Source organism: Pseudomonas sp. NBRC 111138, assembly GCF_001320835.1.
GTDB lineage: Bacteria > Pseudomonadota > Gammaproteobacteria > Pseudomonadales > Pseudomonadaceae > Aquipseudomonas > Aquipseudomonas paracarnis.
Genome location: NZ_BCBO01000080.1, coordinates 16787 through 37890 on the forward strand (window position 1 = coordinate 16787; position 21104 = coordinate 37890).

Genomic DNA, 21104 nt, shown 5'->3' on the forward strand with positions numbered 1-21104 from the left:
TTTAAACCGAGCCAAAACGTTGTAATACGGCGTCGACAAACCGCCGCAACTTAGCCGTGCGCTGCCGATTCGCGGTGTAGACCAAATGCATTGATCGACTTGGCGCGTCAAAGTCCGGCAGCACCCGCACTAACTGGCCCTCGGCCAGTGCCCTGCGCAAGAAGTCTTCAGGGCCGAGCACGATACCGAAACCATCCAGCGCCGCCGACATCAGCGCCCTGCTTTCGTTGATCTGCAAACGGCTGCTTACCTGCACCCTGTGCGGGACCGCACCTTGGTAAAACACCCATTCACGATCTGCCGGGCGCGACCAGAAGGCATAGCCCAGGCATTCGTGATGCTCAAGGTCTGCCGGCGTCATCGGTGTGCCCCGCGCCTGCAAATAGGACGGTGCCGCACAGACAACCAGGCGATACGGCGCCAGCGGCCGGGCGGTCAGGCCAGTGGTCCCCAAGGGGCCGATACGAAAGGCCGCCTCATAGCCCTCCTCTACCAGGTCGACGAAACGATCCGTAAGGTGCAGATCGATTTGCACATCCGGGTTGTCACGCAAGAATCCGGTGATCAACGGCATCAGGCTGTAGGAGCCGAACGTCACCGGAGCGGTGATTTTCAGCTTGCCACGCGGGGTGTCGTTCATGATTTGCGCAAGGGAATCCGCCGCCTTAGTCTCCGTCAGGATGTGCTTGCAACGTTCGTAGTAAGCGCTCCCCAACTCCGTAAGGCTTTGCCTTCGCGTAGTACGGTTAAGCAAGCGCGCGCCCAAGCGTTGTTCCAAGGCGGTGACATGCTTGGCCACCATTTGCGGTGACATATTCAAGCGCTCAGCGGCACGCACGTAGGAACCGAGCTCAGCAGCCATCACAAAGGCATTCATGCTTGATAAACGATCCATCATTCCCTACCCCTAGTAACAACAGCCGCGCCACAACTGCGATTTATCACCAAATGGTTGCCAATCATCATAGCCACTTCGTACTTCCATCGGAGCAAGCACATGAAGATTGGCGTAATTGGAGCAGGTTTCATTGGGCGTGCTGTGGCACAACTGGCCTTGGCCGCCGGGCATGAGGTGATGCTGAGCAATTCCCGCGGCCCGCACACCATGAGCAGCGTGGTAAGCGGCATACTCGGTGTGCAAGTTGGCAGCGCAGACGATGCCGCACGGTTCGGCGATGTGGTGCTAGTGGCGATTCCCTTTCAACACTACCGCAGCGTGCCCGCGCAATGGCTGGAGGGTAAAACGGTGATGGATGCCAACAATTACTACCCCGACCGCGATGGGCATATCCCAGAGCTGGACCGCTTTGAAACGACTACCAGCCGCTTGCTGGCCGACCATTTGACACATTCACACGTGGTGAAAGTGTTTAACGCGATCTTCGCCCCCGACCTGACGCAAGACGCCCGCCCTCACGGTGCACCTGATCGGCGGGCGCTGCCCGTCGCGGCGGATGACGCCACCGCGAAGGCCGTCGTGACCCAGCTGCTCGATGAGTTGGGGTTCGATGCCGTCGACGCTGGTGAGCTGGATGAAAGCTGGCGATTCGAGCGGGCCAAACCGGCGTACTGCGTGCGCCTGGACCAGGCTGGCTTGAAGGCTGCGCTGGCGGCGGCCGAGCGTGCGGTTGAGCTGCCCCCGGTGGAGCGACACCCGCCGCTCTCCTGAACATTTCCCCACAAAAAAGCCCGCTGACCGTCACCGGTTCAGCGGGCTTTTTCGTGGGTGAGGCTTACAGCGCCAGGTCAGAAACCGGCTTGCTTGGCTCAGCCGCAGGCTTGGCAGCCTCGGTAGCCTGTGGAGCGGCCAATTGCGGGATCGCTGGCGGTGGTGTCAGTTGCAGCACACCGGCAGTGTAGGCCCATTCCTTGGCAACCGCTTCAGGGCTGTCGTTCAGCTTGGTGCCGTAGCTTGGCACGATCTGGTGCAGTTTTTCCTGCCAGGCCGGGCTTGCTACCTTGTCCTTGAACACTTTTTGCAGCACGGTCAGCATGATCGGAGCCGCGGTGGACGCGCCTGGCGATGCACCCAACAGGCCTGCGATGGTGTTGTCGGCAGAGCTGACCACTTCGGTACCCAGCTTCAGCACGCCGCCTTGCTCTTCATCACGCTTGATGATCTGCACGCGCTGGCCGGCTTGCCACAGGCGCCAGTCGGACTGCTTGGCGTTCGGGAAGTACTCTTGCAGCGCCTTGAAACGGTCATCATCAGACAGCATCAGTTGGCCGGCGAGGTACTCGACCAGTGGGTATTCACGAATACCCACTTTGGTCATAGGCCAGATGTTGTGGGTGGTGGTGCTGGTCAGCAGGTCCAGGTACGAGCCTTCTTTCAGGAACTTGGTCGAGAAGGTGGCGAATGGGCCAAACAGAATCACACGCTTGCCATCCAGCACGCGGGTGTCCAGGTGCGGAACCGACATCGGTGGCGAACCTACCGAAGCCTTACCGTAGGCCTTGGCCAGGTGCTGCTCGGCGATGGTCGGGTTCTCGGTCACCAGGAACGAACCACCGACTGGGAAGCCTGCGTATTCCTTGCCTTCAGGAATGCCCGACTTCTGCAGCAAGTGCAGGGCACCGCCGCCGGCGCCGATGAACACGAACTTGGCGTCGGTTTCAGTCTTGGTGCCGTCTTTGAGGTTTTTGTAGCTCACACGCCACGAACCGTCGGCGTTCTTAGTGATGTCCTGCACTTCGCTCGACAGCTTCAAGTCAAACTTCGGCGTAGTTTGCAGGTGAGCGACGAACTGGCGGGTGATCTCGCCGAAGTTAACGTCGGTACCGATCGGGCTCCAGGTGGCCGCGATTTTCTGGCTCGGGTCACGCCCTTCCATCATCAACGGAACCCACTTGGCGATCTGCGCCGGGTCTTCGGAGTACTGCATGCCGGCGAACAGCGGGCTGGCCTTCAGGGCTTCGTAGCGTTTTTTCAGGAACTTGATGTTGTCATCGCCCCACACAAAGCTCATGTGCGGAGTGGAGTTGATGAACGAACGCGGGTTCTTCAACACGCCCTGCTGAACCTGCCAGGACCAGAACTGACGGGAGATCTGGAACGCTTCGTTGATCTCGACCGCTTTCGGGATCTCAACGTTGCCGTTCTTGTCTTCCGGGGTGTAGTTCAGCTCAGCCAGGGCCGAGTGACCGGTACCGGCGTTGTTCCAGCCGTTGGAGCTTTCTTCGGCCACGCCATCGAGGCGCTCGACCATCTCCATCGACCAATCCGGTTCCAGCTCATTGAGCCAGACACCCAGGGTTGCACTCATGATGCCGCCGCCGATCAGCAGCACATCGACTTTCTTTGCCTCTTCCGCGTGAACGGACGTGATCCCCATCGACAAAGCCAGCCCCAGCAGGGCAGTGTTTACTTTTTTAAACATCAATAGCACCTATGATAAAACGCCATCCGCCCTACCGCCTCCGATCATGAGTAACCCTCGTTCACGCTACGTCAGGCAACGTACCGCGGGGTCTGCACAGTCACATAAAGGCTGCAGGGTGGGCACACAAGGCCGATGGATCGACCTCACTGTTATGTCCCTTCTGCGCTGACTTCTTATCATTATTGGCTTCAGCTACCTGGGCGACAGCCAACCGCTGGGACGTATACGGGTGTACGCACCAGGGAAAGACTAGCCCAAGACGGCGCGCAGAATATCACGCTAAACAGCGTTTATGCGCCGTTTGGCCAATTGACAGGCCTAAATCCCGGCTTTTAATGCGCCCCTGTCAAGCCTGGCAGCCGCGACCTGCGGTCACAGGCGTGGAACTCTGCCGAAAATGGCGGTTCTAGACACCTTCGTCGCGGCTTGCGTAGCATCGGCGACTGTCCTTCGTGCACACCTTTCACACAGAGTTACCCATGACTATCCAGCAATCATCCGGGCAGGTACTGCCCGCGCGCAGCGCCGCCAAAATGGAAGCGGCCATGGCCGTGGGCGCCTTCGCGATCGGCACCGGCGAATTCGCCATCATGGGCCTGATGCCCGACATCGCCCAGAACCTGAGCCTGAGCGAACCCCAGGTGGGCCACGCCATCAGCGCCTACGCCCTGGGCGTGATGGTCGGCGCCCCACTGCTGGCCATCCTCGGCGCCAAGTTGCTGCGCAAACACATGCTGCTGTTGCTGATGGGCCTGTACGCCCTGGGCAACTTCGCCACCGCCTTCACCCCGACCTTCGGCTCGCTGGTGGCCTTCCGCTTTATCAGCGGCCTGCCCCACGGCGCCTACTTCGGCATCGCCGCCGTGGTCGCCTCCAGCATGGTGCCCACCGACAAACGCGCCGGCGCCGTGGCCCGCGTAATGATGGGCCTGACCCTGGCCATGCTGCTCGGCAACCCCATTGCCACCTTCCTCGGCCAACACCTGGGTTGGCGCTCGGCGTTCGCCCTGGTCAGCGTGATCGCCCTGCTCACCATCGCCCTGGTCTGGCAATTCGTGCCCCACCGCCACGACGAACAACGCAGCGACCCGCGCAAGGAACTGCGCGCCTTCACCAAACCCCAGGTGTGGATGGCCCTGTCCATCGGCGCAATTGGCTTTGCCGGCATGTTCTGCGTATTCAGCTACCTGGCGCCGACCATGCTGGAAGTGACCAAAGTCTCGCCGCAGTGGATCCCCTTCGGCCTCGCCGCCTTTGGCGTGGGCGGCATCATCGGCAACATTGCCGGTGGCAAGCTGTTTGATCGCATGCAGTTTCGGGCGGTGGGTTTGATATTGGTATGGTCGATGGCGGTGTTGTTGTTCTTCCCCTTCGCTGCGTCTTCGCTGTGGGGCGTGCTGCTGAGCATGGGGCTGGTGGGCACCATGGTCGCATTGGCGGCGCCGTTGCAGATTCGCTTGATGGACATCGCCCACGAAGCGCCGAGCTTGGCGGCAGCGTCCAACCATGCGGCGTTTAACCTGGCGAATGCGCTGGGACCGTGGTTTGGGGGGATGGCGATTACGGCAGGGTTGGGTTGGACCAGTACCGGCTACATCGGTGCTGCTACAGCGCTGGTGGGGCTGGGCCTCTACCTGATTGCCCGGCGGATGAAAGGCGGCCATTAACGCCCTACTGGATCAAACTGTGGGAGGGCTTCTTGTAGGAGCGAGCTTGCTCGCGAAAAACTCACAGACGCCGCGTTTCTTCAGGAAGCCCGCGTTATCGTTGACGTTTTTCGCGAGCAAGCTCGCTCCTACAGAAGGCGATGACGCTTAACTGACAGGTATTAGTGCTTGCCCCCCACCCCATCAATCATCATGCAACAGCCCCGAACCATACTCCCCATAACTACTCCCCAGCCCACTGCCACCAAAATTCATTTTCGCGGCTTTGTTGGGGCTATGGTCGCCAAATGCCTGGCACCCGCCTGAAAAGCACGGGTCGCTGTTGGTCACGCGCGATGAAGATGAACAAGCGCTTAACAACAACGTGCCGGTGATCATCACGACTTTGACGAGGTTCGAGATCATGGTTTCAGTTCCCTATGGGCTGGAGGCGCTGGGGTCCTCTCTCAGTAGGGGATCGTAGACCTCAACAGCGCAGGGAATTATGAAACTTTGCTGGGTGACAGCATGAGTTCAGGTTGCCGCCTTAGGGCAAGGCGGCAGGGTTGGTTGTCAGGCTTTGACTGGGGCCGTTACAGGCGCAACCTGCTCCTGGGCTCGGTCAACGAGTAGCGAACTCAACTCGATTAACTGCTGAATGCCCAGGGCGATGGCGCGTTGGGAGTCGTCGAGGTCGAACGCCAAGGTGGCGGCCATTTCGTTGGCGGATGCGAGGTTTTCGGCGGCATTGGCCAGGAGGGTTTCGGGGTCGATGGTCGGGTTTACGAGGAATAGGTTGTTGCTTGGGAGTTCAACAGGCGCAGCGTCGTCGGATGGGGGCAAGTGATGATGGATTGCTCGCTGGGCTGCGGCTTGAAGCTTGGCATCCACGGACGATGCGGTTTGATCAGTTGAAGAACTGTTTGTGTTGTTGTGCATGGGCGAAGCTCCAAATATTTTCGGGAGTTAAAACGCCTTAGCAGTTCGGACTTCCACCTCCGGCCACTGGGTTTACATACAGCAGCTTGAGAAGGTTAGCGGTGGTAGGTCTGACAGGCAAGCCGAGAAAAGTGTCGGAAGGTTCCTATGGAATATCATAGTCTGGCTTTGCCATATGTACTGCCGTAAAGATCTTCAAAAATAAAGCTCTGAACACTTCACTCCGATTGGCATCAAATCCAAGGAGCCGAACATGTTGAACCAGGATACCGAATACGAAAAACTAACGAGAGAGGTATACGAAGAAATCCTTAGAACTGATGGATTCGATACAATCTTAGTAAAACACAATGTAAACCTCGCTGGAAAATCGACACAAAAGCATCAGCTAGATGTTTATTGGGAATTCAAAGTCGCAGGACTGGTTCATCGCGTTGCCGTTGAGTGTAAAAACTATACATCTACAATAACGGTTGGCAAGGTGAGAGATTTCGCAGCAGCTCTTGATGATATAGGTAATATACAAGGAATATTCATAACAAAAACCGGATATCAAAAAGGTGCAAAGGTATTCGCAGACCATAAAGGCATAGCATTGAAAATGCTTAGAGAACCTACAGCCGAAGATCTAGAATTAGCACTTGGCATTAAAACCATACATACTGCAGGCACAATGTACTATTTAGATAATGTGCGCCCAGCATTAAAATTTGATCTCAACTGGATTGAATCAAATACAACACTGAGAGAAGGTGACTCCATCGAAATATCAGGAATGACGGATAAAATCACAATAGTTGATGAATCCGGCAACATTATCGTTAAATGGTCCAAACTGCAAAATGAACTCGCAGAAAACTCAGGAAAATTTGAAGAGTTTGAAAACCGCATAAAGGTATATAACTTTACGAACCACTATATAATCTGGCCAGACTGTACACACGGCAAGTTAAAGCTAGAAAAATCGCCTTCAAATATAATATACGCGCCATCAAAACAACATCAAGGTTCGAAGGGAAAATCGCAGCAAAGGCTGTATTGAAAGACATAAAGACAGGCGAAATACATCTTCACCAAAGAAAAGTGACAGTCGAGTCCCATACAGAGCGGGAAGACTCATCCAAAAGTACTTTGAGAGGGGGACATCTGAGTCAGACCACAATACCTCCCACAGTGGACTTAGAGAAGAAAAACGAATGAGTCACGACCTGCTGATTCAACCCAGCGCTCCACGGTGTAAGATGCACCCACAAGCTCTTAGACACTTGTCCTACACAGTTAATTCGTTTATTTACTTAAATGATTTCGCGCTATAATTCCGAGGACTTTAGATTAACTAACTGCTCACGCGGGACATTAGTAGAAAACTCACTCACAACTAAATAGTCGAAATAAAAGCTCAGGAACCCTCAAGAATTTCACGTCTTTCCCGCACCACGAAACCCTTCAAATTTTTCAAGCACAACTCAGCTTCAACAGTAGGAATAAGTTTTTTAAACTCTACGTGATACTTCTTAATCACTGCATTGCTAACGGCAACATAATTCTGTAGTTTTTCATATTCACTCTCCACAGAGCGATACAGCTCTTCAACGCGGCAAAAGGTCCTTGCAGCATCAACACCTTTTGCTATCAAACCATCTAAGTGACCAGACAATTCACTATCAAAATAAACATCTACAACCCCCAAAACCACACGAAGCTCAACTTCAACCTCTTTACACTTAAAATACCACTCCAACGATTTCTCTCTAGTTGACTCATACTCAACTCGATAGCTCTCTTTTACCCCTTCAAAAAAAGCCTCTTCCTTAGCTTCAATATAAAGAAAAATGGCCTCATTAACACCCGACGACAAGTGCGCGATATGATAATTCTCAATTTGCTCCACGTACTTATAAATAAGAGAAATTGCAGTCTTGTAGGTATCAAGCCTAAGATCAAACTCTTCCTTCAGCCACACCTCACGCTGCTGCCCCTTCCAAATTAAGTTCTTATAACCTTCCAAATCAACAAGATATTGCGTCCTCACGCGTTCAACTTGATGAGTAATACCTGCAACATCTTCTTTCGTAGCGAGATTTTCACCTTTCTTTTTGATATAACCGGGCAAATAAAACTTAAACAATAAAAACTGAAATACAACAAATACCAAGAAAACCAGCCCTAAAAACCTATTTAAAAAACCACTCAAAAACTCAATATAAATCACCACACCCCTCCAAAAAAACGCCTATTAAATTCTGTTCCGTAAAAATATACAGACAGTCCATCACCGATGGCTGTCATGACTCGGATATCCCTAAACCTTTCGGAAGACCTGTCCAACTCTGTCGCCAACTTGGCCAAAACCATCGTCAACCTGGAGCTGGGGTCCAAGCTGCCGGAGGATACCATTGAAGACCTGACGGAAGATAACAAGGGGGAATTCATTGGGGTCACCGCGTACTACCGCGACAGAGGGACCGGTAAAGGCAGTGAAAGCAGAGGTCAGAGCAAGCCTCGACGATTACGGTAGTTATATGCTATGGAGAAGACGGCGAAACGGGCAGTGGATCGAGAGTGGAACAGACTTGAGGTCAAAAATATCCAGGAAGGTTTGCCTTTAAAATAGCTAAAGTCACCTGCTCTGGACCACGAACCCAAATTTCATACGCCATCACCAACCCAGTAATTTGATTCGCAACGACTGCCTTATGGAGGTATTCGTAGCCCTGTACTCGGACGAAAAATCTAAGCATTTCATCGCTCAACGTAAAAAACTCATCGTGCTCTAAATCTAAAGCGTCTGAGGACTCAAGCAGCTTTCGATAGTAGAAGGCGATCTCGTCTTGGTCGTCCCCCCCTTGAGCACCTATCGGCAGCGTCATATCCGGCCGGCCGTTAAATCCTTCGTGTGCAACCTTGTGGCATTCGAAACACAGCGTAATTCCGTTGCCGAGTTCATATCGCGCCTGCGAAAACAAAGTCCGTCTAAAAACATGATGCGCTTGGACCCGATCGTCAGAATTACAGACGACACACTGGTGAGCATCTCTAGCTCTGACAAACCTACTCCAAAGCGCCAAACACCATCTGTCTGAGCGGTTGTTATCAATTGCTCTATATAGCCTATCTCTAAGCCTGATTAACTGTTCCTTGTCGATAACAGGAACTCCTGAACTACTCATCAGCCTCTCCTTGATTATCGTGGATTGATTGCGCCGGCCAGCTTAGTACCGCGTGGCTCCAACTCACGAAATATTCCTGTTGAAACAACACCAAAAGACAGCACAAACGGACAGATTTATTTATACCATCGCTGAGAAAAAGCTAATCACAAGACAGCAAAAAGCCGCGTCATCCGCGGCTTTTTTGCCTTAGGCCTTCAGTTCATCCGGTGTATGCGTCTTAAGCCAATCAGCCAAGGCGGCATTCATTCGCGTTTGCCAGCCTGGCCCAGAAGCCCTGAATCGCTCCAGCACGTCAGCATCAAAACGAACATTAACGTGCTCTTTAGTGGCTACCGACTTTGGCCGCCCGCGCTTGGGTTTGAGCATTTCCTTCGCCTGAGCTTTGCCAAACAATCCCACAAGCACCTCGCTGGCTGGCTTGGCCTTAGCAAAGTCTTCAGCCGACCACTCAGGGTTCGCTGTATCGACCTTCTCAGGGCTGGGTTTCTTGGTCATAATTTTTGACCTCCCGTTTGTTGGCTTTACGAAAGCTGATGACGTGGACCGCGTCCCCCCGTGGGGTGAACACTACGACATGCAGCCGATCCCCTATGTATCCCATCGCTCGATAACGACACTCACCGTAGTCGAATCGATCATCTTCCACGATCAAGGCCGTAGACCATTCAAAGTCCCGCACTAACGCAAACGGGAGTCCGCGTTCTTCAACGTTACGAGCGTCTTTGGCTGGGTCATAGGTAATATGCATGTGATTATCGTATCCACAATAAATAATCAACACAAGCTGCGCGTCGAAAGCCTACCGAGCATGCACTCGGGTTACCACCGATGATTGGCTGGCTGGGCTTGAGAACCCGCCAAGTACCTGACAAGCATCCCTGATAAACTGTGCCCCATTCGCCTCGCTGACTCAGATCCCCCATGTCCCTACAAACCGCCCCACTCTCCCGCCGCTTTTCAGTCGCCCCCATGATGGATTGGAGCTACTAGTTCTGCACCCATTGAAATACAAGCCGTCCAGTAGATCCTTGATAGCTTCGTACCATTTTTGTACCACCAGTCTTAGCCGTGGCGGCTCGCATTTTGCGTTAGCGCTAAGGATCTCTGACTTCCGCTTCGCGCTACAATTTTAAGATGTCCGAACGGTATGACAAGGAGCTACAGATGACTAGCGATTACTCATTGGCAGATGCGTTGGATCGGATCTACTCCAATCAGCTTGCGTTGGAGGCTGCCGTGATGGAGTTAACCCTCTGGGCAGAGCGGCAGAACGCGTTAGAGATCGGTAATAACGTACGAGGGGCTCTGGAGACCATTGGAGAAAATGCCGGGCATATCAGGCAATGCCTGGCGCGCTTGAGAGGGCCTGCAACGGGATAAGCTGTCATCCCAGTGGAGATAGCTCCTGGCTTTGACCTATCCTTCAACAGAAGCTAGTGAAAGCAATCACATTTGGCTATGATCACGCCGGCGCGCCAGCAGGTCAGGTGCAAAAAAGTGATCCCATTGCTATGCGCTGCACAGCAGATTTGAGATTTTGAGAGTTTGCGCTTCACGTTAATCCAACTGGTGAAATACCGAATTTAGCTTTTGAGCGGCCAATCTGACAGGGCATAAAATATATGGACATATTTGAGTTTTCTGGATCCATCAGAATGAAAGGGCACCCCTTACCAGCACTTGACGCCTCCCCGACCACGAAAGTTCGAATTCGGCACTAATATGAAAATAAAAATTGAAAACTTCGGACCAGTTAAAGAATTCACTTTCGATACACAAAAAAAGTTTCACCTCATCGTGGGCAACAACAACGTAGGAAAATCCTACGTACTAACTATCTATTATTTTATAGTTAAGAGCTTACTGGAGTTCGGTTCATTGGGGCCTCTAAATAGAAGAATGTTTCTATATGAGTTTGCTGACGACGAGGAAGAAACCCCTAAGCAAGAAATTATAGATTTTAAAAACCTCATAAAAGATAAAAAATCTAGATCTCTCAACGCTTCAAATTTCTACCGTCACCTTGCAAAGGAATTCTTACAACAAAGTGTTGGAGAAGACTTTTCAAAAAAGGTCAAAAGCTCTTATTCCGAACATAACTCAATATCCAATAGCTTTTCCGACTCCAACATTGCAAAAGTAACCGTAGACTTAGGAAACGTCAGCTTTTCACTTGAAGGAAATATTGACGAATTCAAAATAACCAATATTAACTTCAATCATGGCGTGATATTAAGATACTCAAAACAAAATCGAAGCACCACGATTATTGGTAAAGACCTTGTAATATATGCATCAACCGCCGAAGACGCCGACGCTATAATTAACAAATTTAGGTCAGTGTGTGTCCGCAGGGTGATTCAGTCACTTATTGATGCTGTAGAAAATATTCTAGATATAGATTATTTGCCCGCATCACGATCAGGTCTATATCAAGCACTTTCCGCTTTTGGACAGATCATCGCTGAGCTTTCTAAAAGTCGTTCATTCCTCACATCTAAAATTGAGCTACCGGGAATTTCCGGTCAACTCAGCGACTACTTTATTCGCCTTACTAATATCGTGGCGATAGATAGGAACGTTCAACGCTTTGAAGACCTCGCTGCAAATATCGAAACAGATGTTCTAAATGGCCGAATAGAATTCGACTTTGAAGAAAAGAAATTATTTTATATACCAAATGGAACAACTCTAAGGCTTGATATTTCTTCGACATCTTCTATGGTGTCTGAAACAGCGCCAATTGTTGCGTATATCCGACATGTAATAGCATGGAATACTGACGAGCCCTCAATCAGAAATCGAGTTAGAAGGCGTAATAAAACAACGCCAATCGAGTTTAAAAAGATACTCATCGTCGAAGAACCTGAAGCACATCTACATCCCGAAAATCAGATAAAAATGACTAGGTTTTATGCGGAGCTAGCTCAGCTAGGCGTGTCCGTAATTATGACCTCACACAGTAACTACGTCTTCAACAAGGCTAGTAACCTAGTGATCGAAGGAATCTTACCTAGTGAAGATGTACAGTGCGACTTATTCGTGATGAGTGATAAAGGTAGTATAGGCATACCGCAGTTGGTTGACGATTTTGGTATAAACGACGAGAATTTCGGTGATGCCTCGGAAGACTTAATTAATGAGCGTATGGAATTGCTTATGGGTGAAAGCTCTGAAGACAAGGATGACTGCAATTGATCCCGAGCATATATGCTGACACCTCAATACAACAAATCATCAGACACACTTTATCTGAACAAGGTATGGAGGTCGAGATAGGAAGCAGCTTACTTCTGGCGAACGGGGATTTAGATACTGAAAATATTGTAATACTGAAACCAGATGATTTTTACTGCACACCTTACTTTGCGGCCCCGCCCAAGTCGGTAGATGGGATAGCGATCGTTAAAGCCGCCAGTGGCAAGTATCACTTCTACATTGTAGAATTAAAATCTTCAAGATTTAAAAACATAAAAAAATCAGATATCCAAGCTAAATTCGATACTATTTTCCAAAGATTCTTCTCTCCGGATTTTCAACATATCTTTGTTGATATGGATTACGAATTAGAAACGTTAAATTTATGGCTTGTATGCGACCCTTTGCAAATGCGCGCAAAATGCCAAGACCATGAACAGTTTCTCGAAAAAGTTAGAATCATAGCAGATCGATTGAGTGGGCTTTTAAATGACTATGCAGCAACATTTAAACCTTTTTCATTCAAGCATCACACGGCAATGATCCGACCGCTCTTGTCTCCACCGACAATTGAACTAGATGGCTACGTAGATCTACTAGCATAAACAATATCTAGCTCAGTAAAAGCTCGCCACTGGCGAGCTTTTTATTAAGAAAATTAATATCAGTGCATCCTTCCTCCGTACGGTCCGTTACTCAATAGACTTGAAAACCTGCAAGATTGGTTCCGGAACACATTTGTCTTTAGGCGATACGCCCTATTGAACTCGTAAACGTTATAGCCAGGCGCGCTTACTTCTATAGAGATAAAAGCATTACCCATGCGCAGTTAAAACGCCTCATGAGGTTCGGAAGTCTCTGTGCAATCATAAATCCCCTAGTAGAAAAATTGTGACTGTGCGGAAGTGCGTGGGGCCTGACTGCGCGTTGACGTAATTCGCTGCCGCAGATACACCGTTCAGGGTGTTCTGCTTTTTTATGTCGCCCCCTGGGAAGCGGGTTAGGAGGGTTAGTTTTTTGCTGTACGCCATTAAATTTTTGTTTTCTAAGGCTTTTCTAAATGATGGCATGGTTAGCTTTTTGGTTAGGCCTGGTTATTTCCTAACCTTTATCAATGTTAAATATTTAATATATTAATTCCTTTAAAAACAGCTGGTTACGAAAATATAACCTTTAACCTAACCCAACCTAACCCATCAAAGTTAGGTCTCAACCCCAATAAATACGGACCTTCCAAGCCAAAAGCCCCCATTCAAAAAAAAACTAACCTTTTTCCCGAGGCACATACTGATTTCAGCCGTCCGTCGCTGCTATGAGCATTGCGTAAACATCCACCCTCGCAGGGTTCCGCAGGTTTCCGCCCTCTCCAAAACGCCAATCAAGCGCCCAGTCTGAGCCAATTTGAGTGGTCCGCAGGTGTGCAGAAAAACCCACCTATTTAGCCCGCAGGCGAGGTGGGGGGACGACGGCGCGCGCTAGGTGCAGACCATCCTACAGACAGCATGTGTCACGTCACTCCCCCAGCCTGATGTGGCACACCAGCTCCCCGCCCCCAGTTCCGCCTACAGCTCGTCGGCTCAAATCGCGGCGCATTTAAACCTCGATTACTGTACGCACATACAGTCATTGAGATTCCCGCTATGAACGTTGACATGGACACCGATGATTGGCTCGGTTGCCCCACTCCACTTGAGATGTACCAGCACCAATGCTCAATCCTCGTAGATGAGCTGGTGGAGACAGAGCGCATGCTGCGTCGAGCGCGGGAGAATATCGCTGGCTTGGTGCAGATGAATGACCTGCTGATGGCAGGCAAGGCGGATGCGGAAGAGAAGTTGGCAGCAGCTGAAGAAAAGATCAGCATGCTGGAACAGCAGTACTCGTTTGCCTCAGTGCAAAGCGTGAAGATTATTACCGGGCAACGAGACCATTTGCTCAGGGAGAATCAGCGACTGCTCATCGAGCTTAGCGTTTACAAGCAGCCATTAGCCTAACTCGTCGGCATAGGCCGCTACTGCTTCCTTAGTCAGCTCCCGCCACTCACCTTCGTTGATCAGTCCCTTGTGCTTGAGGTCGTCGGCCAGGGCGAGCCGCGTTTCGTATCGCTCCTCGGGGGTGGCCGATATAAATGCGGGATCGTTGCGCATTGCAAACCACGCCTCCATTGCGTTCACCTGTTCAATGTTGATCGCCATGACGAATACCTCGGGCCAATGTCTACAGTGTAGAGATTGGCCGGGGAAAGGCTGTTCATCGGCGACGACGAGCGGAGATGCTTATGTGCGGGAGACTTTCGCAGTACCGGGGAATCCACGACTTCGTTGCAGCGCTGAGTATGCCCAATGCTCTGGCGAACTCCGTGGGTGATCAGCCGATAGAGCGCTACAACGTCGCACCGACAACTGCGGTTGCGCTGCTGCACCTGCAGGGCGACCTGCTACACGCTGATCCGGTGCGCTGGGGCTGGAGGCCGCATTGGGCGAAAGACCGCGCCGCGCCGATCAATGCCCGCGTGGAGAAGGTAGCCCACGGCCCGTTCTTCCGGGCGATCTGGCCACATCGTGCAATCACGCCTATCGACAACTGGTTTGAGTGGGTAGATGAAGGCGGACCCAAAAAGCAGCCCTACCTGATCCGTCGGCGGGATGGTGCGCCGATACTCTGTGCGTCCATTGGCCAGATGCCTGACACCGATGAAGGACCAGGCGAGCATGACGGCTTCGTGATTATCACCGCCGATAGTGCCGGCGGCATGGTGGATATTCACGACCGAAGGCCCGTGGTGTTAACCCCGGACCTGGCCCGCGAATGGTTGGACCCGGCAACGCCCAAGGAACGCGCCGAGCAGATGGTGTTGCACCAGGGCGAACCCGCCGAGGCCTTTGAGTGGTTCAAGGTCGACGTCGCGGTGGGCAACGTCAGAAACAAAGGCCCCAGTTTGATCCAGCCGGTGAACTAAAAAAGTCCGCCGAAGGCGTTGGGCTCCCAGTTCATGATCACCAGTTCGCCACTGACTTCGGCCTTCGCCTGGCGTTGATTGGCCGTGCTGTATCGAATATCCACCGTTTCGAAGTGGAACCCCTCAAACACCCGCCTGATATCGGGGTGATCGTTGATGCTCACCATCACCTTGCCCTTGCAACGCCGCATGAACTCAGCCATCCGCTCGTAGTTTTCGAAGGGGAAGTCCACGCCATAGCCGGCGGTCTGCCAATACGGTGGATCCATGTAATGGAAGGTATGTGGCCGGTCATAGCGCTCCGCGCACTCAAGCCACCCTAGATTCTCGACGTAGGTACCAGACAGCCGCTGCCAAGCTGCAGACAGGTTCTCCTCGATCCGCAGCAGATTGATGGCCGGCCCCGTTGTGGCGGTACCGAACGTCTGCCCACTGACCTTACCTGCGAAAGCGTGGTGCTGCAGGTAGAAAAACCGTGCCGCGCGCTGGATATCGGTAAGGGTTTCCGGCCGGGTCATCTTCTGCCACTCAAACACCTGCCTGGAGCTGAGCGCCCACTTGAACTGGCGCACGAACTCTTCCAGGTGGTTCTGCACGACGCGGTACAGCGTCACCAGATCGCCGTTGATATCGTTGAGAACTTCAACCGGCGCAGCCTGGGGACGCATGAAGTAAAGCGCGGCGCCGCCAGCGAAGACCTCGACATAGCATTCATGGGGTGGAAACAGTGGAATTAGACGATCTGCCAGGCGGCGCTTGCCGCCCATCCACGGGATAATTGGTGTGCTCATAAGTGATCCTTGTTTTGAAAATTGGATTCGCTTAGGCTTCGCACCCCCTGCGCAGTGGGGCGAGGCCTTGGTTGGAGCACTCGGCACTTTCGAGTGATTCAGCGTCGAGCGGGTGTTAGCGCACCAGCTCGTCGCCTCGTTTACTGCGCAGGGGGTTTTATGCCCCCACGGGAATTTCATAGGGTTTGAAGCGCACGACCTCTTCCCCAAGCCACTCATTCACCTGCGCCATACGCGCCTGAATCGGCTCCAGTTCATTGGCCGCGTAGATCTGCGCCGCTTCTCTGATCGATCCAAACCCACCCGCGTTTTGCGGCACAATGCCCATCAGCTGCGGCGGAATACGCAAGCTGGCCAGCACGTCGTCGCGGGTCTGATTTTTGATCGAGTTGAATTCATCCTTGGCTGTGACTTCGCTGACCGGGATGATTTGCAGCCCGTCTTTTTTTCCGTTGGGCGAATACACAAACAGGTTGCGGAAGTTGCCAGGCCCCTTGGAGTCCTTCAGTGCCTTGCGCAGGGAATCGACGTCCGATTCGTTCTGTGCAGCGTCGGTCATGTAGAGGATGAAACCGGCATGACTGCCGTTTTCGTAATACTTGCGACGAAAAAGCGTGGCCGATTCATTCAGCAGCGCCGACTGCAGCGCGCTGATCCATTCGGGCAGGCCGTACACCTCCTGATGCAGATCCGCCTCCCGCAGATGAAAAACAGTGCCTGGTTCAAATTCGTGCTCTTCCTTCCAGCCCTGAACCATGAACTGCCGGCCGTCCTTGCCCTGGCGCATGTACTTTGCCAGCGGCGGCACCAGCTCACGCACCGGGCCGAGCATCGAACGTCGTCCTTCCAGATAACCATTGCCCAGGCAAAGAAAATCCAGCGCGAACTGTTCAAACGCAGCGCGCGACAGCAGCCGGTGCGGGATAAAGGTCTTGCTCAACAGGTTGCGCTTGAACATCAACCCCGAGTGCAGATGCACGCTGGAACCCACGGACCGTGCCAGGCCATCCAACGACAGCGGCGGCTCGTACCAGCGTCCGTTAAACCAGCACTCCAGATAGTCGAACACCTCCCGACCGCTCAGCACAGGTGACGGATCGCCGAAGCTGAACGCCTCCATCTTGCTGTCACTGCGCGGGATAAATTCCTGCGTTACCACTGCGGGAGCCTGGGCGAGGTGCTTGTTGTTTCTGCGGCGGTTCGACATCAAAAAATCTCCATCCGCCCGGTGTTGGCAGAGGTCTGCCCCTCCAGCGGTTCGTTGTGCAATGCGTGAAAGAGCGCCCACGCCAGGTCGGCGTGGCCGGTGTTGTCGTTGCGGCCGGCGGTGTACGTGAATTGGCGACCGCCTGCGGTGATGGTCTTGCGGATCGCCATCAACGATTGCGCCATGTCGGTCCAGCCGGCGTCGAACTCCAGACGGCCCCGGTGGATCACGTCGTAAGCCTTCAGCACCAGACGGGTCTTGACCTCTGGCGAATAACTGAAGGTGGTAACGTTGGGGAAGAACTGGCGCACCAGCTGCGCCACGCCGCTGCCCAGGCCAGTAACGTCGATCCCGATGTACGTCACCCAGTAGCGGTCGCAGACGGCTTTAATCACGCTGGCCTGCGCCGCGAAGTCCATCCCACGGAACTGGTGACGTTCCAGCACCCGGAACTTGCCGCCTGGTACCAGCGGCGGCGCAACCACCACCAGGCCGGAGCAGTCACCGGTTTCCGCAGGGTCATAACCCACCCACACCTGGCGATCCCCGAATGGACGCATGGCAAACGGCTTGTAGTCCTCGGCCCACTCAACCCAGCTGTCGACCATGCACGGCTGCAGTACCGTCAGCGGAAAGATGCTCGCGCCGTCGTCAACGAACTCGCACATCAGCAGGTTGGCGAACGCTTCGGGGCTGTACTCGCGGCGCAGCTCCTCAATGTCGAACAGGTCGCAACCGCCCTGCTCCGCGTCGAGAATGGTGACGATTTGGCGCCACAACCGGTCCTCGCAGAATCGCCCTTGCTGGAGCGCGCCATGGGAAACATCGACCTTGGTGTGTTGCGCCGCTGGCTTGCCTTTGTTGAAGCGTTCGCCAGTCCAGAACGTATAGGCCTCGTGGGCCATGGTCGACGGCGTCGAGAAGTAGGTTTTGCGCCACTTCTTATGCATCGCCATGCCGGAGGCGACCTTGTTCAGCTCCTCAAATTTGAACGTCCAGAAGAACTCATCGAAGTAGAAATTACCGTGGTAGCCCTGGGCCGTGCGTGCGTTGGTACCGAGAAAAAACAGTTCGGCGCCATTCGGCAAGACGATGGGATCGCCGGTCAGCTCAACACCAATAACCTCGCGGGCAAATGCTTGGATGTATCCCCGAAACAGATAAGCCTGGTTCTTCGAAGCCGACAGGAATATCTGATTGCGCCCGGTCTCCAGCGCATCAATGAACGCCTCGCGGGCAAAGTAGTAAGTCGCCCCGATCTGCCGGCTTTTGAGGATGACGCGGGTGCGCTGATTGCCCGCCCGGTGCCAGTCTTTCTGGTAGTCGAAACACCCACCGATAAACGCTTCGCGCAGCAGCTCGATCTGGTCTTCGCTGATGTCGTTTTTCGGCGTCTTCTTCTTCGGCCCCTCGTTGCGCTTGGCAAGGTTAGGGTTGAGTTCGGTTTCGGTACCGCCACCTTGGAAACGCTGAATGCGCGCCTGGCGCTCCAGCTGGCGGTGCAGAAGATCAATCTCCTTGAAGTCGCCGCCGCTCTTACCTTCCTTGAGGATCAGTTGCACCAAACGCGCTTCCAGCGCACCGCCGATCCGCTCGACGTTGTCGGCCCGGTCCCACTCGTCGCGAGCCTTCCAGCTGTGTAGCGTTTTTTCCTTTTCGCCCGTAGCCTCGGCAATCTCGCAGATACGCCAACCCATCCAATAGAGGAACTTGGATTGGCGTCTGGGATCGATGGGGAGCAGTTCGGTCGTAGTCATGGCCGCGATGCTGCCGCTCTGGCCTGCGACTCAGTAGCGCCGCCCCTTGTAATCCCGCCCTCTACAATGCCGTCCCGTTGCCGCAACTCGCGCGCGTCACGACCATGCCCCTCATTGCAACGCACTTAGCGCCCAACGCATTGAGGATTCCCGGCATGAAGAAATTTCGCAGTAATTGGTTCCGTGTCGCCGTCGAGGGCGCTACCTCGGACAAGCGCACCATCAAACGCAGTTGGCTGGAACAAGCGGCGAAAAACTTCAACCCTTCCACATACGGCGCCCGAATCTGGCTGGAGCACTTCCGTAGCTTGCTGCCAGACAGCCCGTTCAAAGCCTACGGCGACGTGCTCGCGGTCAAGACCGAAGAAGTAGAAATCAACGGTCAGAAAAAGCTGGCCCTGTTTGCCCAGGTCGAGCCAACACCCGACCTGATCGCCATGAACAAGGCCAAGCAGAAGATCTACACCTCGATTGAAATTGACGACAGCTTCTCGGATACCGGCGAGGCGTACATCGTCGGCCTGGCGGTGACCGACTCTCCTGCCAGCCTGGGCACCGACGTACTGTCTTTCTCTGCGCAGAAGCCCGAATCCAGCCCCTTCAAAGACCGCCACTACTCGGCGACGTCGATGTTCACCGAGGCAGTGGAGATCGAGCTGCAGTTTGAAGAAGTCGAAGACAAGCCCGGCCTAGGCGCCCAGCTTTTCAGCAAGGTCCAGGCGTTGCTGGGCGGCAAACAGGCAAAGGACGATGCAGAGTTCGCCCAGATCGGCCAGGCCGTTGAAGCGATTGCCGACCACGTCAAAGACCTGCCAGATCAACTCGCCGCCGAGAAGAAATTCTCCGGCGAACTGAACACCAAGGTCGAGCAGCTCAGCAAAGACCTGGTCGAGCTGAAAACGACCCTCGGCAACACACAAGACCACTCCCAAACCCAGCGCCCACCGGTAACCGGCGGCGGCAAACAAGCCCTGGCTGAATTCTGACCTGCGGCCTCAACCGCCCAGCCCACTATCGGAGACACCCATGCGTAACGACACTCGAAAACTCTTCACTGGCTACCTTGCCCAGGTGGCACAGATCAACGGCGTGGAATCGGCCACCGCCACGTTCAGCGTGGACCCGACTATCCAGCAGCGCCTGGAAACCAAGATTCAGGAATCCAGCGAGTTCCTGACCAAAGTCAACGTCATCGGCGTCGACGAACAGGAAGGCGAAAAGGTCGGCTTAGGCGTCGGCGGCACCGTTGCCAGTCGTACCAACACCAAGGTCAAGAAGCGTGAGCCAAGCAGCATTGGCACTCTGTCCAGCGACAAGTACCGAGCTGAGCAGACCGACTTTGACACCTACGTCAGTTACAAGCAGCTCGACGCTTGGGCGAAGTTCCCGGACTTCCAGACTCGCCTGGCCAGCGCAATTGCCCAACGTCAGGCGCTCGACCGTATCCAAATCGGTTTCTACGGTACTTCGGCCGCTGAACAAACCGACCGCACCGCGCACCCGTTGCTGGAAGACGTCAACATCGGTTGGCTCCAGCAATACCGCACTCACGCGCCTGACCGCGTACTGAAAGAAGGCGCCGTCGCCGGCAAGATCACCATCGGTAAAACCGGCGACTTCAAAAACATCGACGCCCTGGTCTATGACGCCATTCAGTTGCTCGACCCTTGGTACCGCCGTAACCCTGGTTTGGTGGTACTGACAGGCCGAGAGTTGGTGCACGACAAGTTCCTGGCCCTGGTCAACAAGGACCAAGACGCAACCAATACCCTGGCGAGCGACCTGATCATCTCGCAGCGCCGCGTCGGTGGCCTACCGCTGTACGAGGTTCCTTACATCCCTGAAGGCACCATCCTCATCACCACGTTCGCCAACCTGTCGGTGTACTGGCAGATCGGTGGGCGCCGCCGCTACCTCAAGGAAGAGCCGGAGTGGAACCGTGTCAGCAACTTCGAATCGTCGAACGAGGCTTACGTGGTTGAGGAATACGGCCTGGGTTGCCTGCTGGAAAACATCACCCCAGTCGAAGAAGCCGGCAGCGAGGGTTAACC

At 53.6% G+C, this 21104-nt stretch carries 22 protein-coding genes; 10 read left to right on the forward strand and 12 right to left on the reverse strand.

Features of this window, described 5'->3' with window-relative positions; all coding sequences use genetic code 11:
* Position 1: 1 nt before the first annotated feature.
* Entirely contained in the window at positions 2-898 is an 897-nt protein-coding gene (locus tag APH41_RS14905) for a LysR family transcriptional regulator (protein WP_054919813.1), read from the reverse strand.
* Between the two features lie 66 nt (positions 899-964).
* Between APH41_RS14905 and APH41_RS14910 the strand changes: the two genes are divergently transcribed.
* Positions 965-1669 (forward strand): NADPH-dependent F420 reductase, encoded by a 705-nt coding sequence (locus APH41_RS14910; RefSeq protein WP_254914269.1) that lies wholly within the window; start codon positions 965-967, stop codon positions 1667-1669.
* Positions 1670-1733: 64 nt separating this feature from the next.
* Here APH41_RS14910 and mqo read toward each other — a convergent pair whose 3' ends face one another.
* Positions 1734-3380, reverse strand: a complete 1647-nt coding sequence (mqo, locus tag APH41_RS14915; RefSeq protein ID WP_034126666.1) for a malate dehydrogenase (quinone) — start codon at positions 3378-3380, stop codon at positions 1734-1736.
* Positions 3381-3862: 482 nt separating this feature from the next.
* Here mqo and APH41_RS14920 point away from each other — a divergent pair, with 482 nt between their 5' ends.
* The gene (locus APH41_RS14920) at positions 3863-5050 is read left to right on the forward strand and encodes an MFS transporter (RefSeq protein ID WP_054919816.1); all 1188 of its coding nucleotides are present in this window, start codon (positions 3863-3865) and stop codon (positions 5048-5050) included.
* A 183-nt stretch (positions 5051-5233) separates the two neighbouring features.
* Here APH41_RS14920 and APH41_RS28180 read toward each other — a convergent pair whose 3' ends face one another.
* Both APH41_RS28180 and APH41_RS14925 read right to left on the reverse strand, forming a co-directional pair.
* The gene (locus tag APH41_RS28180; RefSeq protein WP_072446759.1) at positions 5234-5455 is read right to left on the reverse strand and encodes a hypothetical protein; all 222 of its coding nucleotides are present in this window, start codon (positions 5453-5455) and stop codon (positions 5234-5236) included.
* A gap of 147 nt (positions 5456-5602) precedes the next feature.
* Positions 5603-5968, reverse strand: a complete 366-nt coding sequence (locus APH41_RS14925; RefSeq protein ID WP_054919819.1) for a DUF6124 family protein — start codon at positions 5966-5968, stop codon at positions 5603-5605.
* Positions 5969-6221: 253 nt separating this feature from the next.
* Here APH41_RS14925 and APH41_RS14930 point away from each other — a divergent pair, with 253 nt between their 5' ends.
* Positions 6222-7010, forward strand: coding sequence for a restriction endonuclease (locus APH41_RS14930; protein ID WP_054919821.1), 789 nt, complete (start codon positions 6222-6224; stop codon positions 7008-7010).
* Between the two features lie 357 nt (positions 7011-7367).
* Here the strand turns inward: APH41_RS14930 and APH41_RS14935 are convergent, their stop codons facing one another.
* The 4 genes from APH41_RS14935 to APH41_RS14955 all read right to left on the reverse strand — a co-directional run bounded on the left by APH41_RS14935 (position 7368) and on the right by APH41_RS14955 (position 9889).
* The gene (locus APH41_RS14935; RefSeq protein WP_054919823.1) at positions 7368-8180 is read right to left on the reverse strand and encodes a hypothetical protein; all 813 of its coding nucleotides are present in this window, start codon (positions 8178-8180) and stop codon (positions 7368-7370) included.
* 367 nt (positions 8181-8547) lie between these two features.
* Positions 8548-9138 (reverse strand): HNH endonuclease, encoded by a 591-nt coding sequence (locus APH41_RS28835; protein WP_125919845.1) that lies wholly within the window; start codon positions 9136-9138, stop codon positions 8548-8550.
* A 189-nt stretch (positions 9139-9327) separates the two neighbouring features.
* Positions 9328-9636, reverse strand: a complete 309-nt coding sequence (locus tag APH41_RS14950; protein ID WP_054919831.1) for a BrnA antitoxin family protein — start codon at positions 9634-9636, stop codon at positions 9328-9330.
* Positions 9614-9889, reverse strand: coding sequence for a BrnT family toxin (locus tag APH41_RS14955; RefSeq protein WP_054919834.1), 276 nt, complete (start codon positions 9887-9889; stop codon positions 9614-9616). The genes APH41_RS14950 and APH41_RS14955 overlap by 23 nt, the downstream gene beginning before the upstream one ends.
* A gap of 416 nt (positions 9890-10305) precedes the next feature.
* On the opposite strand from APH41_RS14955, the gene APH41_RS14960 reads away from it, so the two are divergent.
* The 4 genes from APH41_RS14960 (at position 10306) to APH41_RS14975 (ending at position 14333) form a co-directional block, all read left to right on the forward strand.
* Positions 10306-10521 carry a hypothetical protein gene (locus APH41_RS14960; protein WP_054920038.1) on the forward strand — a complete coding sequence of 72 codons (216 nt, stop codon included), beginning with the start codon at positions 10306-10308 and terminating at the stop codon, positions 10519-10521.
* Between the two features lie 342 nt (positions 10522-10863).
* On the forward strand, positions 10864-12339 hold the full coding sequence (locus tag APH41_RS14965) for an AAA family ATPase (protein WP_054919837.1): 1476 nt from the start codon (positions 10864-10866) through the stop codon (positions 12337-12339).
* Complete coding sequence (locus APH41_RS14970; RefSeq protein ID WP_054919839.1) at positions 12336-12944, forward strand: hypothetical protein; 609 nt, start codon at positions 12336-12338, stop codon at positions 12942-12944. Before APH41_RS14965 ends, APH41_RS14970 begins: the two co-directional genes overlap by 4 nt.
* 1035 nt (positions 12945-13979) lie before the next feature.
* Positions 13980-14333: a hypothetical protein gene (locus tag APH41_RS14975; protein WP_054919842.1), complete on the forward strand. Its 354-nt coding sequence runs from the start codon at positions 13980-13982 to the stop codon at positions 14331-14333.
* Here the strand turns inward: APH41_RS14975 and APH41_RS14980 are convergent.
* Positions 14325-14534 carry a hypothetical protein gene (locus APH41_RS14980; protein ID WP_054919845.1) on the reverse strand — a complete coding sequence of 70 codons (210 nt, stop codon included), beginning with the start codon at positions 14532-14534 and terminating at the stop codon, positions 14325-14327. The genes APH41_RS14975 and APH41_RS14980 overlap by 9 nt on opposite strands.
* An 83-nt stretch (positions 14535-14617) precedes the next feature.
* On the opposite strand from APH41_RS14980, the gene APH41_RS14985 reads away from it, so the two are divergent.
* Entirely contained in the window at positions 14618-15298 is a 681-nt protein-coding gene (locus APH41_RS14985; protein WP_054919848.1) for an SOS response-associated peptidase family protein, read from the forward strand.
* On the opposite strand, the gene APH41_RS14990 is transcribed toward APH41_RS14985, so the two are convergent.
* The 3 genes from APH41_RS14990 to APH41_RS15000 form a co-directional block, all read right to left on the reverse strand.
* Complete coding sequence (locus APH41_RS14990; protein WP_054919850.1) at positions 15295-16089, reverse strand: DNA adenine methylase; 795 nt, start codon at positions 16087-16089, stop codon at positions 15295-15297. The two genes, APH41_RS14985 and APH41_RS14990, sit on opposite strands and share 4 nt — an antisense overlap.
* A gap of 157 nt (positions 16090-16246) precedes the next feature.
* Positions 16247-17296 (reverse strand): phage portal protein, encoded by a 1050-nt coding sequence (locus APH41_RS14995; RefSeq protein WP_054919852.1) that lies wholly within the window; start codon positions 17294-17296, stop codon positions 16247-16249.
* Positions 17296-19053 carry a terminase ATPase subunit family protein gene (locus APH41_RS15000; RefSeq protein ID WP_054919855.1) on the reverse strand — a complete coding sequence of 586 codons (1758 nt, stop codon included), beginning with the start codon at positions 19051-19053 and terminating at the stop codon, positions 17296-17298. The genes APH41_RS14995 and APH41_RS15000 overlap by 1 nt, the downstream gene beginning before the upstream one ends.
* Positions 19054-19208: 155 nt before the next feature.
* Here APH41_RS15000 and APH41_RS15005 point away from each other — a divergent pair, with 155 nt between their 5' ends.
* Positions 19209-20039 carry a GPO family capsid scaffolding protein gene (locus tag APH41_RS15005; RefSeq protein WP_054919857.1) on the forward strand — a complete coding sequence of 277 codons (831 nt, stop codon included), beginning with the start codon at positions 19209-19211 and terminating at the stop codon, positions 20037-20039.
* A 40-nt stretch (positions 20040-20079) separates the two neighbouring features.
* Positions 20080-21102, forward strand: coding sequence for a phage major capsid protein, P2 family (locus APH41_RS15010; protein ID WP_014717571.1), 1023 nt, complete (start codon positions 20080-20082; stop codon positions 21100-21102).
* Positions 21103-21104: the final 2 nt, after the last annotated feature.

Coding starts and splice junctions, on each gene's coding strand:
- APH41_RS14920 (WP_054919816.1), top strand. CDS start 3,863: ATGACTATCCAGCAATCATCCGGGCAGGTACTGCCCGCGCGCAGCGCC.
- APH41_RS15010 (WP_014717571.1), top strand. CDS start 20,080: ATGCGTAACGACACTCGAAAACTCTTCACTGGCTACCTTGCCCAGGTG.
- APH41_RS14975 (WP_054919842.1), top strand. CDS start 13,980: ATGAACGTTGACATGGACACCGATGATTGGCTCGGTTGCCCCACTCCA.
- APH41_RS14965 (WP_054919837.1), top strand. CDS start 10,864: ATGAAAATAAAAATTGAAAACTTCGGACCAGTTAAAGAATTCACTTTC.
- APH41_RS14960 (WP_054920038.1), top strand. CDS start 10,306: ATGACTAGCGATTACTCATTGGCAGATGCGTTGGATCGGATCTACTCC.
- APH41_RS14985 (WP_054919848.1), top strand. CDS start 14,618: ATGTGCGGGAGACTTTCGCAGTACCGGGGAATCCACGACTTCGTTGCA.
- APH41_RS14990 (WP_054919850.1), bottom strand. CDS start 16,089: ATGAGCACACCAATTATCCCGTGGATGGGCGGCAAGCGCCGCCTGGCA.
- APH41_RS15000 (WP_054919855.1), bottom strand. CDS start 19,053: ATGACTACGACCGAACTGCTCCCCATCGATCCCAGACGCCAATCCAAG.
- APH41_RS28180 (WP_072446759.1), bottom strand. CDS start 5,455: ATGATCTCGAACCTCGTCAAAGTCGTGATGATCACCGGCACGTTGTTG.
- APH41_RS14905 (WP_054919813.1), bottom strand. CDS start 898: ATGATGGATCGTTTATCAAGCATGAATGCCTTTGTGATGGCTGCTGAG.
- APH41_RS14955 (WP_054919834.1), bottom strand. CDS start 9,889: ATGCATATTACCTATGACCCAGCCAAAGACGCTCGTAACGTTGAAGAA.
- APH41_RS28835 (WP_125919845.1), bottom strand. CDS start 9,138: ATGAGTAGTTCAGGAGTTCCTGTTATCGACAAGGAACAGTTAATCAGG.
- APH41_RS14950 (WP_054919831.1), bottom strand. CDS start 9,636: ATGACCAAGAAACCCAGCCCTGAGAAGGTCGATACAGCGAACCCTGAG.
- APH41_RS14930 (WP_054919821.1), top strand. CDS start 6,222: ATGTTGAACCAGGATACCGAATACGAAAAACTAACGAGAGAGGTATAC.
- APH41_RS14925 (WP_054919819.1), bottom strand. CDS start 5,968: ATGCACAACAACACAAACAGTTCTTCAACTGATCAAACCGCATCGTCC.
- mqo (WP_034126666.1), bottom strand. CDS start 3,380: ATGTTTAAAAAAGTAAACACTGCCCTGCTGGGGCTGGCTTTGTCGATG.
- APH41_RS14995 (WP_054919852.1), bottom strand. CDS start 17,296: ATGTCGAACCGCCGCAGAAACAACAAGCACCTCGCCCAGGCTCCCGCA.
- APH41_RS14980 (WP_054919845.1), bottom strand. CDS start 14,534: ATGGCGATCAACATTGAACAGGTGAACGCAATGGAGGCGTGGTTTGCA.
- APH41_RS15005 (WP_054919857.1), top strand. CDS start 19,209: ATGAAGAAATTTCGCAGTAATTGGTTCCGTGTCGCCGTCGAGGGCGCT.